The sequence below is a fragment of the Patescibacteria group bacterium genome (assembly GCA_023380635.1).
Taxonomy (GTDB): Bacteria; Patescibacteriota; Microgenomatia; order JAMCZE01; family JAMCZE01; genus JAMCRP01.
On record JAMCRP010000001.1, the window covers coordinates 440,841 to 455,762 of the forward strand.

Annotated in this window: 17 protein-coding genes and 6 tRNA genes; 12 read left to right on the forward strand and 11 right to left on the reverse strand. The window is 47.3% G+C overall.

What is annotated here, in order from left to right:
• Positions 1–24 precede the first annotated feature (24 nt).
• Together smpB and M1403_02480 are read right to left on the reverse strand one after the other, a co-directional pair.
• Positions 25–450 (reverse strand): SsrA-binding protein SmpB, encoded by a 426-nt coding sequence (smpB, locus tag M1403_02475; GenBank protein ID MCL4397873.1) that lies wholly within the window; start codon positions 448–450, stop codon positions 25–27.
• Positions 451–573: 123 nt separating this feature from the next.
• Positions 574–1,272 (reverse strand): ComF family protein, encoded by a 699-nt coding sequence (locus tag M1403_02480; GenBank protein ID MCL4397874.1) that lies wholly within the window; start codon positions 1,270–1,272, stop codon positions 574–576.
• A gap of 24 nt (positions 1,273–1,296) precedes the next feature.
• On the opposite strand from M1403_02480, the gene M1403_02485 reads away from it, so the two are divergent.
• Positions 1,297–1,384: transfer RNA gene (locus M1403_02485), tRNA-Ser, on the forward strand.
• A gap of 1 nt (position 1,385) precedes the next feature.
• On the opposite strand, the gene M1403_02490 is transcribed toward M1403_02485, so the two are convergent.
• Complete coding sequence (locus M1403_02490; protein ID MCL4397875.1) at positions 1,386–2,009, reverse strand: hypothetical protein; 624 nt, start codon at positions 2,007–2,009, stop codon at positions 1,386–1,388.
• 57 nt (positions 2,010–2,066) lie between these two features.
• Between M1403_02490 and M1403_02495 the strand changes: the two genes are divergently transcribed.
• The 5 genes from M1403_02495 to M1403_02515 all read left to right on the forward strand — a co-directional run bounded on the left by M1403_02495 (position 2,067) and on the right by M1403_02515 (position 5,935).
• A tRNA-Ser gene (locus tag M1403_02495) sits at positions 2,067–2,148 on the forward strand.
• A gap of 46 nt (positions 2,149–2,194) precedes the next feature.
• A complete protein-coding gene (locus M1403_02500) occupies positions 2,195–2,353 on the forward strand; it encodes a hypothetical protein (GenBank protein ID MCL4397876.1) in 159 nt (52 codons plus the stop codon).
• A 110-nt stretch (positions 2,354–2,463) separates the two neighbouring features.
• A complete protein-coding gene (locus tag M1403_02505; GenBank protein MCL4397877.1) occupies positions 2,464–5,067 on the forward strand; it encodes a hypothetical protein in 2,604 nt (867 codons plus the stop codon).
• A 1-nt stretch (position 5,068) separates the two neighbouring features.
• Positions 5,069–5,368, forward strand: coding sequence for a hypothetical protein (locus M1403_02510; protein MCL4397878.1), 300 nt, complete (start codon positions 5,069–5,071; stop codon positions 5,366–5,368).
• A 42-nt stretch (positions 5,369–5,410) separates the two neighbouring features.
• Positions 5,411–5,935, forward strand: coding sequence for a hypothetical protein (locus M1403_02515; GenBank protein ID MCL4397879.1), 525 nt, complete (start codon positions 5,411–5,413; stop codon positions 5,933–5,935).
• Between the two features lie 2 nt (positions 5,936–5,937).
• On the opposite strand, the gene M1403_02520 is transcribed toward M1403_02515, so the two are convergent.
• From M1403_02520 to M1403_02535, 4 genes are all read right to left on the reverse strand, one after another.
• Positions 5,938–6,012 (reverse strand) — tRNA-Arg (locus M1403_02520).
• Positions 6,013–6,025: 13 nt separating this feature from the next.
• A tRNA-Ser gene (locus M1403_02525) sits at positions 6,026–6,107 on the reverse strand.
• A 6-nt stretch (positions 6,108–6,113) separates the two neighbouring features.
• A tRNA-Arg gene (locus M1403_02530) sits at positions 6,114–6,187 on the reverse strand.
• A 4-nt stretch (positions 6,188–6,191) separates the two neighbouring features.
• Positions 6,192–6,275, reverse strand: a tRNA-Ser gene (locus M1403_02535).
• A 107-nt stretch (positions 6,276–6,382) separates the two neighbouring features.
• Here M1403_02535 and M1403_02540 point away from each other — a divergent pair.
• Genes M1403_02540 through rpoD form a run of 3 tightly spaced genes read left to right on the forward strand, consistent with a single transcriptional unit; the run spans position 6,383 to position 9,932 of the window.
• Complete coding sequence (locus M1403_02540; protein ID MCL4397880.1) at positions 6,383–6,928, forward strand: transglycosylase family protein; 546 nt, start codon at positions 6,383–6,385, stop codon at positions 6,926–6,928.
• A gap of 16 nt (positions 6,929–6,944) precedes the next feature.
• Positions 6,945–8,765 (forward strand): DNA primase, encoded by a 1,821-nt coding sequence (gene dnaG / locus M1403_02545; protein ID MCL4397881.1) that lies wholly within the window; start codon positions 6,945–6,947, stop codon positions 8,763–8,765.
• Positions 8,766–8,789: 24 nt separating this feature from the next.
• Positions 8,790–9,932: an RNA polymerase sigma factor RpoD gene (gene rpoD / locus M1403_02550; GenBank protein ID MCL4397882.1), complete on the forward strand. Its 1,143-nt coding sequence runs from the start codon at positions 8,790–8,792 to the stop codon at positions 9,930–9,932.
• On the opposite strand, the gene M1403_02555 is transcribed toward rpoD, so the two are convergent.
• The 3 genes from M1403_02555 to M1403_02565 all read right to left on the reverse strand — a co-directional run bounded on the left by M1403_02555 (position 9,920) and on the right by M1403_02565 (position 12,050).
• The gene (locus M1403_02555) at positions 9,920–11,224 is read right to left on the reverse strand and encodes an exonuclease domain-containing protein (GenBank protein MCL4397883.1); all 1,305 of its coding nucleotides are present in this window, start codon (positions 11,222–11,224) and stop codon (positions 9,920–9,922) included. The two genes, rpoD and M1403_02555, sit on opposite strands and share 13 nt — an antisense overlap.
• A 26-nt stretch (positions 11,225–11,250) precedes the next feature.
• Positions 11,251–11,793, reverse strand: coding sequence for an ATP-dependent Clp protease proteolytic subunit (locus M1403_02560; GenBank protein ID MCL4397884.1), 543 nt, complete (start codon positions 11,791–11,793; stop codon positions 11,251–11,253).
• A gap of 71 nt (positions 11,794–11,864) precedes the next feature.
• A complete protein-coding gene (locus M1403_02565) occupies positions 11,865–12,050 on the reverse strand; it encodes a hypothetical protein (protein ID MCL4397885.1) in 186 nt (61 codons plus the stop codon).
• Between the two features lie 214 nt (positions 12,051–12,264).
• Between M1403_02565 and M1403_02570 the strand changes: the two genes are divergently transcribed.
• The 3 genes from M1403_02570 to M1403_02580 all read left to right on the forward strand — a co-directional run bounded on the left by M1403_02570 (position 12,265) and on the right by M1403_02580 (position 14,601).
• Positions 12,265–13,242: a class A beta-lactamase-related serine hydrolase gene (locus M1403_02570; GenBank protein ID MCL4397886.1), complete on the forward strand. Its 978-nt coding sequence runs from the start codon at positions 12,265–12,267 to the stop codon at positions 13,240–13,242.
• Positions 13,243–13,388: 146 nt separating this feature from the next.
• Positions 13,389–13,790, forward strand: a complete 402-nt coding sequence (locus M1403_02575; protein ID MCL4397887.1) for a hypothetical protein — start codon at positions 13,389–13,391, stop codon at positions 13,788–13,790.
• 175 nt (positions 13,791–13,965) lie between these two features.
• Positions 13,966–14,601, forward strand: a complete 636-nt coding sequence (locus M1403_02580) for a hypothetical protein (protein MCL4397888.1) — start codon at positions 13,966–13,968, stop codon at positions 14,599–14,601.
• 18 nt (positions 14,602–14,619) lie between these two features.
• Here M1403_02580 and M1403_02585 read toward each other — a convergent pair whose 3' ends face one another.
• Positions 14,620–14,874: a YdeI/OmpD-associated family protein gene (locus M1403_02585; protein MCL4397889.1), complete on the reverse strand. Its 255-nt coding sequence runs from the start codon at positions 14,872–14,874 to the stop codon at positions 14,620–14,622.
• Positions 14,875–14,922: the final 48 nt, after the last annotated feature.

Below are 14,922 nucleotides of genomic sequence, written 5' to 3' on the forward strand. Positions count from 1 at the left end.
CAATTTTAAATTTTCAATGAATTCTTAATTTTCAATTTTCAAACTTCTCTCAAGATCGCGCTTTTTGATCGCTTCTCTTTTATCCCATTGTTTTTTGCCTCGGGCCAGGGCGATTTCCACCTTAAAGATATTGCCTTTATTATACAGCGCGACAGGCACCAAAGTCAAGCCCATAGTTTGCATTTTTGAGGCTAAACCGAGCAATTCTTTCTTATGCAAAAGCAAGCGGCGCGAGCGAGTGGGACTAATCGTCTCGATAGAATTTTGGTACGGGTGAATGTGGGCATTAACCAGATATGCTTGCCCATCACGAATGTGGACAAAAGCCTCGTTTAAAGAAACCTGTCCTTCGCGCACAGATTTGACCTCGGGACCTAAAAGATCTATCCCGGCTTCAAATTTTTCGAGTAAATTATAGTTATACCGTGCCGCGCGGTTTTCAATCCTCATATTTCTATTATCCCACAATAGGAGCAGCGTGGCGAAGTTTTGCAGCGCGAGGGTAAGCTGCGCAGGCACTTGGTACCTCGCCATAGCGGCCGAGCGCGAAAAACTTTGCGGGCCGCTCCACCTTCATCCTCCTCTCGCCACACAAATTGCAAAGACTTTAGAAGCGCCCGCTTTTTTTAAAATCTTGGCACACTCAAAAATTGTGGAGCCGGTAGTACTCACATCATCAACCAGACAAAAACTGGTTTGCTGGACACTGGAGACTGGATACTGGTTAGAAAGAGTAAACGCTTCGTGAACATTTTTCTGCCGCTCGCTGTATTTCAAATCAAACTGCGGCTTTGTTTCCCTGGTTCTTTTCAACAAATTTACTACAGTCAGTCGTCGGTGGTCAGTAGTCCGTAGACATTTCACCAATTCTCCCGCTAATTTTTCCGCCTGATTAAACCCTCTTTTCCTTTCCCTTTTGGGAGCCAGGGGTACCGGCACCAGATAGTCGAAATTATATTTATCGTGATAATTTTTCCCGATCAGTTCCGCCAGCTCCTGACAGATTGCCCAGGAGTTGCGATATTTTATTAATTGGATTGCTTTTTGAATCGGCCCGCGATAATGGGCTAAGGTGTACATTCCATCAATACCAAAGGCTTTTTGACAGCGAGGATGAGTTAAACCGTAGGGACTGGGCCGTTCGCAGTACGGACAAACCTGATCGGTGAAGTAATCTATTTTAGTGACGCATTTGTCGCAAAAATATTTCCCCCACTTCCCGCACCCGACACAAGTCCGGGGAAAAATTAAATCCAGAAGAAAGTTAAGCACTATTCAAGTATAATATGGAAAACTGGAGAGTGGGCAGGACGGTAATGCGGCGGCTTGCTAAGCCGCTGAGTTGTATAAACTCTAACAGGTTCAACTCCTGTACTCTCCGCCAACTATACTCCTCCCGGTTCGTAGACCGGGCGAAGTTCCTGAAGACCTTGGGTTTGGGGTTTTTCTTCTTTTTCTTTTACCTTCTTCCCAAAAACAATAATATCGATTTGCAGGGTTTGCCTCGTCCGTCTGATCGCTTCGCAGGACTCCTTGTTCATCCAAGTCGCCAGGCTTTCATCCAAGAGAATCCCCGGTTTCCCCACTTCGTATTCAATTCCGGTTTTATTTCTTTTAAGAACCCGTTTGCTTAGCGTCATTTTGTCCGGACCCAAGAGCTGATAGATTGGGGAAGTGTGAAAGTAGTGCCCTGGCGGATTACCAGTAAAAGGAGTTGAATCGCATAAGACCGTTTCCACACTTTCGTTATTTTTTTGTGTCCTCCCGACAAAATACCAGATATACACCGGTTCGCTCAGATCGTTATCTTCATATTTCTCCCGCAGGATTGTCCCGGAACGCAGCTCTGACAAAATTAGGGTTGTCCCCGCCCCATAACTGGCCATCGGCTCCTGACCCCCAGCTCCAGCCGCCGACAGCAGGCAAAATGCCTCGTGAGCTTGAGCAAGGGTTTCATCGTCTGAAGTTTCTTTCTGACGGAACCGACCGAGAAAATCTTTAAATTCCATTAAGCTAATGATATCAAAAGGACCGCAAGCGTACCAATAAAGTATAATATGCCTTACGGAGGGTTGGCCGAACGGTAAGGCGTCAGTCTTGAAAACTGATACTCGTAAGGGTTAACAGGTTCGACTCCTGTACCCTCCGCCCTCGCCCCTTTACTTTCTGTAAAAAATCTTCTTATACTAGTTATATGAAGACAAAGTCCCACAAGAGGACTAGCCACGCGTCTGCCCGGTCGCGCCGGTTTTTCGGCACCCAGGAGTTAGCCCTTCTGGCCGCGGTAGTTGTCGCCCTGCTGGTTTTCTTTGCCTGGCAAACAAACTCTTTGCCGACATTCCTAAAACCATAAATTTCCCTTCTCCGATCGCTAAAGGTATAATATGCCTGCAACGCATAAATTTTTCGTGGCTCAGCACTTGTTGAATGTCAGTAAAGTTTATAAACTGATAAAGGAACAATATGCCGGAAAGGGATGAGTTAGGTTCAATTCTTCACGAGACTCAGGATAATATGGGCAAGGAAAACTTGCCGAAAGCTCCCGGACCAAAAATAGGGACGCCCATTCCTTCTGAACCTCAAGCCCGAGCCAGCAACCCACTCTCAGAAAATATTATGAGAAAAAACAATCAAGAGAAAACTCCTCCTTCGCCGGAACCAAGGTATTCCTCAGAAGAGTTGGAACTGATTAGAGAAACTGAAATTGCCGACAAAACGAATGATTTCTTCGATGAAATTGCAACAATAACGACCGATGACAAAGGCCGGGAAACTTGCACTATTACAGACAGTGAAACCGGAGACAAATTCAGCTTCGCAGTTGAGGCTAATTCCGAGGAAGAATACTACAAGAATGTAGCGGCAATCCGCTTTGCCGCCGGGGTCGCCGAGCACCAAAACAAAGAGGATATTGCTAACAATTTACAACAGGAAGCTGATAAGCTGGAGGAAAAAATTAAATCTACCGTCCAAAAACCGCCGGCTGAAGTTGTTCCGCCGATCCCTGAACCGGCGGTTACCCCGCCGCCAGTCCCTCCTGTGCCCAATGAACCCCAAGGACCGGAGAATCCCCCAGCCCCGGAACCGGAAAAAAGTCTGCCGGAAAATCCCGAAGACGACAAACAAAATGCTTTGGAAGACTTGGCTCGTCTTCAGCAAATGGGAGCCAACCGAAACACCACTTTGGATAACCAACAAATGGATATTCAAGACCGCTTAAGAGAAAGGCGCCAGAAAAACAAAGGCAAAGGAAGCCGGACCCTGAAAAGAACCGTTGCGATGACCAAAGAGGCGCTCGCGGCAACCCGGGAAACCAGTGACCGGAATTTCCATTTGCGCCAAGAACTTAATCTCTGGGACTATTACATCCGCAATGCAGACCGGATTGAGCAGGAACGAGCCACGATTACCGATCCGGAAAAACGCGCGACTTTTGATAAGAAGAACATTCCCCCGGAATTACGCGGGGAAAAAACCGTCACTAGTGAAAACCCCAATACTATCGAGCGTGAAGCCTTGGCGGTTATTCCGCGATTGATCAAAGTAGCCCACCGGGAACAAATCCTAGCCGGGTCAAAAATTTTGGAAACCAATACACCGGAAGCGGTTAAAGACGCGCTGGACCTGGAGGTTCGGCTGCGCGAAACTCAGGCTCAAGCCAAAGCGGCTGAAGAGCAACTTGCCCAACTGCGGGAACAAGCAGCCAGCGGACAATTGCCGGAAATTAAAGCCGCCCAAGAACAGGCCAAGAAAGCGACCGAAACTGCCGGCGAAGCAACCAGAAAGGTTTTGGAAGCTCAGCAAGAACGCAACCGGGAAAAAGCCCGGGCCGACGCCCTGGCCGCCGAACGACAGGCTAATATCGCCCAGACTGCCGCTGCGGCCAAAGCCGATCAAAAGGCTCGGGATCAAGAAACTATCGATCATCTTCAAGAAGAATTGGAACGAACCAAAAGAGAAGCTCAGCGTAAGGAAGATGAGTTTCTAGACCGCATGACTCTGATTATCCGAAGGGAAAAAGGGGAACCCCTCACTGTCGACCAGCTGGATGAATTGATTAATCGGGGACTTATTAACCCCGATCATCTAACCTACCGGGAGCGAGTGCTTTTGGTGGATTCCTATCCGGACAAATACCAATTAATAACCAGAGAACGAATCCGGGCCAATGCGGAAAAATTTCTGGAAAACTTGCCAAAAAATTTAAGCGACTTCGCTAAAAACAACGGAGAATTGCTTGCTCTCTTTGTTGGCGGCGCAGGACTGCGGATGATCCTATCTCATGCCGGAGCTGATCTTTATAACCCCGATATACTTAATATGTCCCTTGCGTTCCTTGGTTTCTCGACTAATGTCGCCATTAGGGCAGCTGAGCAAAATCCTGAAACCCTGGCGCTAGAAGCAAAACACCCGATAGCTACCAGGCGGATTAAGCGTTTTGCCGCTGGCGCCACCGCTGTCCTTATGGGCTGGAGCGCCGAAAGCATTGGTGAGCACGCTTTGTCCGGCTTGGCCAGCCATTTAACAGCCGAAACTCAGCCGGCAGAAACCACTACCCCCACTCATAGCCCAACCGCCGAACCAACACCACCACCCGGAAAACCGTCAACAGCTGGAACGGCAGTTCCAACTCCCCCAAAAGCGGAAACACCTCCCGTCTCTCCCACCCCCGGTGCCACACCCCCTGTCGGTCCGGAAGTAACCGGGGTCCCGCCGGTTGTTCCACCGGGCATCGAGCACCTGATTGCCCCCAATGGCGCCGTCATTAACGGTTCGGTAGTTAATAACACATTAACTTACAATGGTGAGCCTTGGCACCTTTTAGATAACGGCTCCCTTCACCTGCACCAACTGGCCGGCGGCGAAATGATTAACGAAACCGTTTTGGCCGAAAAGCTTCAGGAAGCAGTTAATCTATGGAGTCGTGGCGAACTAAGCGCCGCCGATCACCCCGATCTCTGGGCAATTTTCCAAATCAGTAACGGCACCCAAAGTGTCTTTAACAATCTCATGAACCATGGTTCGGCTGTTGCTCAGGCTATGCAACATCTGAGTATAATTAAATAAAATGCAGGACGATATTTTTCAAAAATTCATTGATAAGGTCAAGGCTGACAAAAATCCTGAGGAAGCCGAAAAGTTTTTTCAAGATTTTCTTAACTTTAGCGCGGCAGAACTCTATGTTGTTATCATGAGCCAAATGACGGAAGAGGATATGCAAGCTATCGAAAAAATCAGCGACGACGCCCTGGCCGAAGAAGAAATCAAAAAACGCTTTAAAGACCACACACAAATGACCCCGGAAGAGTTTTTAATTAAGCTTCGCGACCGGGTGTCCCAGCAATATTTAACTCCCGGCAAAAACTAAAACGGCTTTACTTCCCCGGCCTCAAAAAGTATAGTTATATTAATGGAAGAAACTCCTCTGCCCAATAGCCAAGAGTCACCGAAACCACCGCGGGTTCGGGATCTTTTTACTTGGCAATCTCTCTCCCGGCCGACCCTAAATTATCCCAAAGGCACTTTTCTCACTCTGGGCAGTTTAGTCTTTTTAGTTACTGTTATTTTTACTTTCTTTCAGGAATGGCTGGCCATAGCCGTAACCTGGGCTGCCTATTTCCTCTTTTTTGCTTTGACCAAGATTCCTCAGGAATCCGTGGAACATAAAATTACCACCGAAGGAATAATTTCTATGAACCACGCCTATCTTTGGGGCGAACTTGGACCGTTCTGGTTTATGCCCCGAAATAACGAATTAATCCTCCATATTGCCAACCGGAATGTTTTTGGCCATCTGACGATTCTTATAAACTCGGCAGACAAAGAAAAAATCCGGGATATTCTGGCCCAATATCTGCCTTTTATCGAAGTCCCGGAAAAATCCGTCGTCGACAAGATCTCCGACTGGTTTAGTCAGAAGGTTCTTCGCGCCTAACTTGGTACGCCCGAGTGGAATTGAACCACCATCACTTCCTTCGGAGGGAAGTACTCTATCCGTTGAGCTACGGGCGCATAAATAATCTTGCGGAGGATAGAGGAGTTGAACCTCTTAGTCCTTGCGAACACTGGTTTTCGAAACCAGCGCATTACCGTCCTGCCCATCCTCCATCCAGCGCGCCTGGTGAGACTTGAACTCACAGTCTCTTGGTCCGCAACCAAGTGCTCGATCCAGTTAAGCTACAGGCGCCCGGCGGAGGAGGCGAGATTCGAACTCGCGCGAGCTTACGCTCACTTGCTTTCCAAGCAAGCGGAATGGGCCACTATCCGACTCCTCCAATTATAGCGCTATTATACCTTTTTCTGTTAATATATGGACTTCTAACTAATTTATAGTTTTTCACTCATATCTAGCCTATAGAATCTGCTCCGCTAAACAGTTTCCATGTCATTTACCCTTTCCAGAACGATCCCTGCTTATTTCTGGCTCGCGGCAGCCGGGGTGCTATTACTATTGGCGCCGAAGATTTCCGTCAGTTTGCCAACAACTGATGAAGATTATTCCTACACTATTGTTCACGATCACATTTCCTCCACCCTGGACTGGGAAGAAAAAATTGCCACTTTTTCGGTTAAACCTAGACCAAAACCCGCTCCGGTAGCAGTGAAACCAGTCGTGGTCGTAAATTATCCCGCTCCCACCGATCTGGAGGCGATTTTTAGCGAGGCCGCTAAAATCTATAATGTCGATAAGGACTTACTCACCAAAATTGCCAAATGCGAGTCTAATTTCCACTCCGATTCTATTAATCCCGGCGGCCCTTATTTGGGTATGTTTCAGTACCTGGAGAGTACCTGGATATCTACCCGTAAGGCCATGGGTGCTGATCCCAACCCTTCTTTAGTTTTTAACGCCGAAGAAGCCATTAAAACCTCTGCCTGGAAAATTGCCCACGGCGGCCTGGACGCCTGGCCCGTTTGCGGAAAGTAGTGTATACTCCGGCCAAATGACCGACCTCGATCAGATTAAGCAAAAGATTGATATTGTCACTCTGATCGGCGAATATGTCCAGTTAAAAAAGACCGGGGCCAACTTCAAGGGTCTTTGTCCTTTCCACTCCGAAAAAACCCCCAGCTTTATTGTTTCCCCGGAGCGGCAAATTTGGCACTGTTTCGGCGGCTGCCAGGACGGCGGCGACATCTTTAAGTTTTTAATGCGGGCCGAAAATCTGGAGTTTCCCGAAGCCTTAAAAATACTGGCCAAACGGGCCGGAGTCACTTTAACTTCATACCAGCCGTCAAAGGCTACGGAACTAAAAGAAAGAATTTATGCCGCCAATCACCTGGCGTCGGAGTTTTACAATTACCTTTTAACGAAACATCCCTTGGGCAAGAACGGTCTTGATTATGTGCAAAACCGTAAAATCAGCCCCAACTCGATTAACCTTTTTAAAATCGGCTACGCTCCCAATTCCTGGGACTCCCTCATGAAGTTTTTGCTTAAAAAAGGCTACTCGGGCGCGGAAATGGAAGCTGCCGGGTTAGTCTCGAAGTCCGGCATCGGCAAGTACTTTGACCGCTTCCGCGGCCGGGTAATGTTTACACTCTGCGACCACCGGGGTAATGTCGTCGGCTTTGCCGGCAGACTTTTGGATCCGGAGGCTAAAGAGGCGAAGTATATCAACACGGCGGAAACGGCCGCTTACACCAAAGGCAATGTGCTGTACGGTTTGGACATCACTCATGACGAAATTAAAAAAGCCGGATTTGCCGTAGTGGTTGAGGGAGAAATTGACGCGATCTCATCGTATCAGGCCGGGGTGCGCAATGTCGTGGCCATTAAAGGATCGGCTCTAACGGCCGGGCATATCAGCCTACTTAAAAGGTACACGGAAAATGTGTATTTATCTTTAGACTCTGACTTTGCCGGCGACGCCGCCGCCCACCGCGGAATCGAGATGGCCGACCAGGCCGGACTGAATATTAAAGTGGTAACTTTCTCCCAGGCTAAAGACCCGGACGAACTGGTTAAAATTGATCCCAAACTTTGGCGTGAAGCTGTAGAGAAAGCCGTGCCGTTTTATGACTATGTGATTGATAACGCCGCGACAAAATACGCAGCAGACTCCGCCGACGGCGGCAAGAAAATTCTTAGCGAGGTTACAAAGTTTATTGAACCGATCGATAATTTAATTGTCAAAAATCACTACCTGAAAAAACTGGCCAGGGTTTTGGGCGTCAGCCAAGAAGTCGTTCAGGCCCAACTGGCCAAGGAATACAAGAAGCTTACCCTCCCCCATTCCTCCAGTTCCCCCAATGTCCCTAGTTCTCCAAGTCCCAAATCCCGCAGTGAACTTCTGGAAGAGTATCTGCTTTCCCTGCTTCTCCAGTCTTCCCGACCGTCAGACTATCTGCTACTGATTTCTCCCAGGCTAAAACCTGAAGATTTCACTAACCAGGCGTTGGGAAAGATTTATCAGCTGATGGTTTCCCTGGTCGATAACCCCAAATCGGACATTGCCATGCCCGGCAAAAAGTTTGACATTAAGGATTTTGTGAATGTCGTTCCGCCGGAAGCTCTTGATCTGGTCGATCGGCTCTATTTACAGGAAAATAAAATCGATTTAACTGCCGACGCCGCAACTTTAGAAGAAATTCAGCGGACAGTCTGGGAAATTAAGGAGCTGACTCTACGGGAAAAATTAAAAAAAGCCGGTGAAGCGATCAAGAAGCACCCCGACGACACCGTCTTGGAAGAGACTTTTACCGAAACCACTGCTGTCCTGCAACAACTCCGGCAGGAGCGCCAACTCTTGACAAAAAATTAATAAGAGCCTAAAATAGGCTCCAATATGCCCAAAAAATCTCCCGCCAAGGTATTGACACCGGTAAAAAAATCCCCCGTCGGGGCAAAAATTGAATTGCCCGATAAGGCCACGGATCTGCTTAAGAAGGGCAAGTCTTCCGGCTTTGTCACTCAGGAAGAAATCCTCCAAATTTTTCCTAAAGCCGAAGAGCACCTGGAAGAACTCGACGAACTCTATGACCGCCTCATTAACGCCAATGTCGACATATTTGAAACCACGGCCGACGACATCGAAAACGAAACCAAAACCGCCTCTGATTTGGAAAAAGAACTGGAATCCATTGCCGCTTTAGAATCCGGCGGAGTCACCGATCCGGTCCGAATGTACCTTAAAGAAATCGGCCGCATTCCGCTTCTTAACGCCAAAGAGGAAGTCGACTTGGCCAAAAGATCGGAAAAGGGCGAAAAACGGGCCAAAGACAAACTGATTTCTTCTAATTTAAGGCTGGTCGTGTCCATTGCCAAAAAATATCTCGGCCGGGGCATGACCATGCTTGACCTTATTCAGGAGGGCAATCAGGGCTTAATCCGGGCCACCGAAAAATATGACTGGCGCCGGGGCTACAAGTTTTCCACTTACGCTACCTGGTGGATTAGACAGGCTATTACCCGGGCGATTGCTGACCAGGCCAGGACCATTCGTATCCCCGTGCATATGGTCGAGACAATCAATCGGTACGTTCGGACTCGCAACCGCCTTACTTCAGAACTTGGAAGAGATCCTCTGCCTCAAGAAGTAGCCAAGGAAATGGAAATTGATGTGTCGAAAATTTTAGAGATACAGAAAATCTCCCAGGAGCCTACTTCCCTGCAGACTAAAATCGGCGACGAGGAAGATTCCCAGCTGGGCGATTTTATTGCTGACGAAAGAGCTCCGTCTCCTGAGGACCAAACCAGCAAAGCTTTACTAAAAGAGCATTTGGAAGAAGCTTTGGGTACCTTAAATGATAGAGAGCGCAAGGTACTCATCATGCGTTTTGGTCTGGAAGATGGCCGGCCCCGAACCCTGGAAGAAGTCGGCAAGGCCTTCGGTGTCACCCGTGAACGCATTCGCCAAATCGAGGCCAAAGCCATTAGAAAGCTTAAACACCCCAGCCGTTCTAAAAAACTCAAAGACTATCTGGAATAAGTCCGAATCTGTCTTCGCTGGTTGCGCAGGTATCTCTGAAGAATTTTATAAGTATCTAAATCAAAATCTTCCCCGACGAGACACCAGTTATCGACCAGATATTTATTTTCCAAAAGTCTGGGGCCTTTGAAGGGCCAGTGCTTAATGCGGGAGTTCATAAAAGCCAACGCAAACCGGGCGTTATAAAGGGCCGGTTTTTCTTTTTTGACACAGGCGCCTTTACATCGACCGAGACGGTAGCCAAAACAGGCGCGATTGGTAGTTTCTACACCAAGTAGCCGCTCACACAGTTTTTGCTCTTTGGCCAAATTTACTAAGGTATCTTTGGCCTGTTTAACACTGCGGAACACCCCCAAGATTTCTTCGACTTCGCCGGGCATTATTTTATTAACCGTGTCGATCTTGACCGTGTTGTAGTCCCCGCTTTTATCTTGTTTTAAGACCACAAGCTTTTGGGTTTTTCTTAGCATCCGGTTATGGAGCGGCTGCAGTTCTTTAATTTTTTTGGATTCTAAAAGCAACGCTTCAAGCTCTGTTTTCGTCTCAATCGTTTCGATACTGGCTACCTGGCCGGAAAGTTTTATCTCATTATCAGAAGCGAAGTGGGACAGGACCCTATCATTAATATTGACACTTTTACCGACATACAAAGGCGCGCCGTCTTGATCATAAAAAATATAAACCCCCGGTCCTTCCGGTAAATTATCCAGTATTTTTTCAGAAACATTTATCGGCCGGTTAGGTTTACGCAAAACCTGATTAATAATTATTTCAAATTTTTCTTCAGGGATTTCTTTTAAAAGTTTCTTATAAAAATCCCAAAGAACGGCCGCGTCATCAAAAGCCCGGTGACGCCGCTCACAGTTTAAACTAAATTGTTCGATTAGATTGTCAAGTTTGTGATGCCGGTTTTGAGGAAACAAAAGCCGGGAGAGTTTAACGGTACACAAATTTTTTGCCCGATACTTAATGCCATATCCCGCCAGTTGCTGTCTGATAAATCCATAATCAAACCGGGCGTTATGAGCCGCGAAAACGCAGCCATCTAGGATTTCTGTCAAATTACGGGCCACTTCGGAAAAAGTCGGGGCGTTTTCCAAATCCGAAGTTTTAATACCGGTCAACAGGGTTATCTCTGGGGGTAAATAGGTTTCGGGGTTAACTAAAGTTTGATAGGTGTCTGTCAGTTTATTTTTTTCAACGCGTAAAACCCCGATTTCGATAATGCGGTCTCGTCTTAAACTAGTCCCGGTAGTTTCAATATCGACGAAGGCAATTTTGGGTGGGAGCATGGATCGTATACTAACACAGGGGTCAACTATTGTTCGCAGATTTCGTCGATGAGGCCGTGTTTACCAAAATGCAGCGCTTCTTCGGGGGTAAGGTATTTTCGGGGCGCGTAAATTTTTTCAAACTCTTCCCGGCTCATTCCCGACCGTTCAATTGATAAATTAACAAAAAGATCGTGGTTCTTTTTAAACTGGTCGACAATGGAAATAAATTCCGGATAGGTTTTTTCTTCCAGAGAAGTGATGGTCGGATGGACCATGAAGACAGTATGGGGTCGGGCAATCCGGCGTCTTCCGGCCTGGAGAACCATGACGGCCGAGGACATGCACATGCCTTCAACGATAATGTCTACGGGTTTAACAGAGGCTTTGATATGATCATAAAGCGCAAAAGAATAAAGGAGATCCCCGCCATAGCTAACCAGTGTAAAAGATATTTGAGTGACATAACTTTTAGCGTTGGCGATATTTAATTCTTCCACCGTTTCTTTGACGGTGTCGTCTTCGATGTTGCCGACCAGGCGCGCAAAAAAAATCGAAGGCTCCGCTTGTTTTAGGCTTTTCTCATCCATAAGTTTTACTTCCTAAAACAGCGCTCTTGCCAAGCTGAAAGGCAAGGCTGCGGTTTGCCTTCCAGCGTTACTCATGATTTTTGGCTAGCGGTGTTGTCTGCCCGATCCGATTGGATCGGATCCCGCTGGCTGCTGACAGGTTTCTGGCGTCGGTTTTCCTCCCTGGCCAGATCATCCTGTTCTTCCCGGGTCAGTCCCGACGAATCCGGTTCCAGTCCCCAGGTACTCTCTCTTCCCCGCCGCTTGTACCTCTTCATACTTTCGTTTCCTCCTTTCAGACATCAGTGTAATTTGAGGCTAAAAGAAACCAAAAAGAGCTTTGTAAGCAAAATATAAGAGAGCAGGCTAAAATTATTGGCCATTTTTAACTACACGATTGTTCACTTTTAACAGAACCAGCACCAGAATTTCTGATATCTAGGGCTTTTCCGCTTTCCAAACTGGCTGGTTTTAAGATATATTGTTGAGGTTATGTTCACCTATACCCCAATTCTGATTGAGAAACGACGGCGGGAGCGGGCCAGGAAAAAATACTTGCTTCTGCTGCTGCCGGCGTTTATTGCCTTTCTGGGAATTATCAGCTATAAACATTTCCGCAAATTGCCGGCGGATCTCTCCTTGACCAACCAGGTCGTCCTCTCGGCGCAAACGGCACCTCCTTCTTCTCCCGGATTAACGACGGTTATTGATAGCACCCTTGAGGGCACTTCCGGAACCTACGGTATCGTCATTAAAAATCTGAAGGCCGGCGAGGCCTACTTCCAAAACGAACACCGGGTCTTTGAGCCCGCCAGTTTATACAAGCTCTGGGTAATGGGCGCGGTTTTTCAGCAGGTGGAAAAAGGACAATTAAACCAAGATGAAGTTTTAACCGCTGACGCCGCGGATTTAAACAAAGAGTTTGCAATCGCCCCTGAAGATGCCGAACAAGCGTCCGGTCCGGTTTCCTACTCTGTCCGCGACGCTCTTAATCAAATGATTACTATCTCTAATAACTACGCTGCTCTGCTTTTAACACACAGGGTAGGTCTTTCTGCCATTAGCAGCTTTTTAGCCACCAAGGGTCTAACTGAATCTAAAGTCGGAGTCGGCCAAGCCTCACCCCTGACTACTCCCGCTGACACCGCTTTATTTTTGGAAAAACTGTATCTCGGCCAGCTGGCCAATCCCCAAAATACTTCGGAAATGCTTAGTCTTTTGCGCTGGCAGAAGCTAAACGACGGATTGCCCAAATACCTGCCTGATGATATTACCGTCGCCCACAAAACCGGAGAAATGGAACCGTTCACTCATGATGCCGGCATAGTTTATGCCGATAGCGGCGATTACCTCATCGTTGTTTTTTCCGAAACTGATTCCCGCCCCCTGGCCAAAGAACGCATCGCCCTGATTTCTAAAGGGGTCTACGATTACTTCACGGCAACTCCTTCGGGCAGTTTAACAAATTAATTTTAAAGGACGGGTAAACAACCGGTCCGATTAGTCCGGTAGTTTTAAGAAAAAGAGGGTCCAACGGTGGTACCGGGCGTTTCCGCCAAACTTTTAAATATGAAACTTCCGGCCTGACAAAAATCCTTAATAGTGTTATCCTCGGAATGACCGAAAACCACTGTCTGCCCAGTTTGATTCATATGACCGACAACGAAGAAAATCCTGCCTGGGCCAATGCCCGGAATTTATATTATGTAACCTTTGATCATGATGGGCGGCCTCTTCAGGAAATCGCTCTCTCTTTTCCGCGCGAGAGGTCTTTGATCTGTGAAGGCTGCTCTGTCCGGGTTAACGACCACAAAAACTATGTTCCTCTTCCCAATGGATTAATGGGTTTTTGTGAGCCTGTAGAAACTAACGAACGCCAATGTAAGAGAAGGCTTATTCTGACCGTAAATCCCCGTGCCGACGAACAACCCTGTCTGATCCCTTGCGTTAAACCAACCGCTGTCTTCGACTGGAGAGAATACCATGACTGGTTCAATTCTTACTCTAAGAAACAATGACTTCGAATCCCACGCTTCCACACCGGTTTCGCCTAGGAGAACGCCGTAAATTTTCAAATATGAAACGCCGGTCTGCCAAAAATCCCCGGCAGTGTGGTTCTGGAAATGACAAAAAAAGCAATCTATGTGATTAGCGGGTATTGACAAAGAGAAAAATGGCGGTTAACCTTAATAAATGCTCGAGAAAAATGGTTTCGCCCATATCTTAATCTTAATCGCCGCTGTCGCTCTGCTTTTAGTCGCCTTGGCTGTGCCGCGAGTTTTAGCCAAAGATCAATTGGCCGAGTACCAACAAAATCAAAATCAGAATCAAATCCAAAACCAAGAACAGGAGCAGAAACAAGAACAAGAACAAGAGCAAGAGCAAAACCAAGAACAGGAGCAGAAACAAAAACCAGAAAGTAACGAAGTAGAAAAAGATGGCAGCGAACCAGCCCGGCCACATTTTCCGCTTTCTGTTAATTCTACGACCAATCAACTAATCGTAACTACTCCGGCCGGAACAAAAATTGTGGCCACCCTGCCGCAAAAAGCCATTGATAACATGCTTTCTCAGGGAATCGTTCCCGTCGCCACTCTATCAAACTCTGCTTCGCCGTCGGGAATAGCATCCTCGTCAGCCGTAACCATGACTACACTGGACAATAAATGGGTTTATAAAATTGCCGGCGAAAAGAAGTTTAATGTGTTGGGGTTTATTCCCGTCTCTTTGCCTGTGACAGCTTATGTGGCCACCGATTCTGGCCAGATCCTTTCCCAGAGCCAGTCGCTGCTCTCCCGGTTCTTGGACCTCCTCTCCTTCAGGTTCTAAGAAGCTAGAACTTCTACCTTAGCGATGAGTACACCCTGGCCAGCAGCAAGGGCGGCGCATTCCCTCTTTGAGTTCACTAATCACTCTTTTAATATGATTGCGTCTAGTCTCTGCCTTTTTAACCAATGTTGTCCAGCAAATCCATTCATTTCGAGCCAAAGGTGTAAGACTTTCCCAAAGGGTAAGCGCTTTAGGGTCAGAAATCAAAGCCTCCCTTAAATCGGTTGGAAGCGTGTGTACTACACCCCCTGAAATATTTTTAGCCTTAGCCATGGAGTAATTATATCAAATTGAGGCTAGGAACCTTGGCTCCGAGCGGTT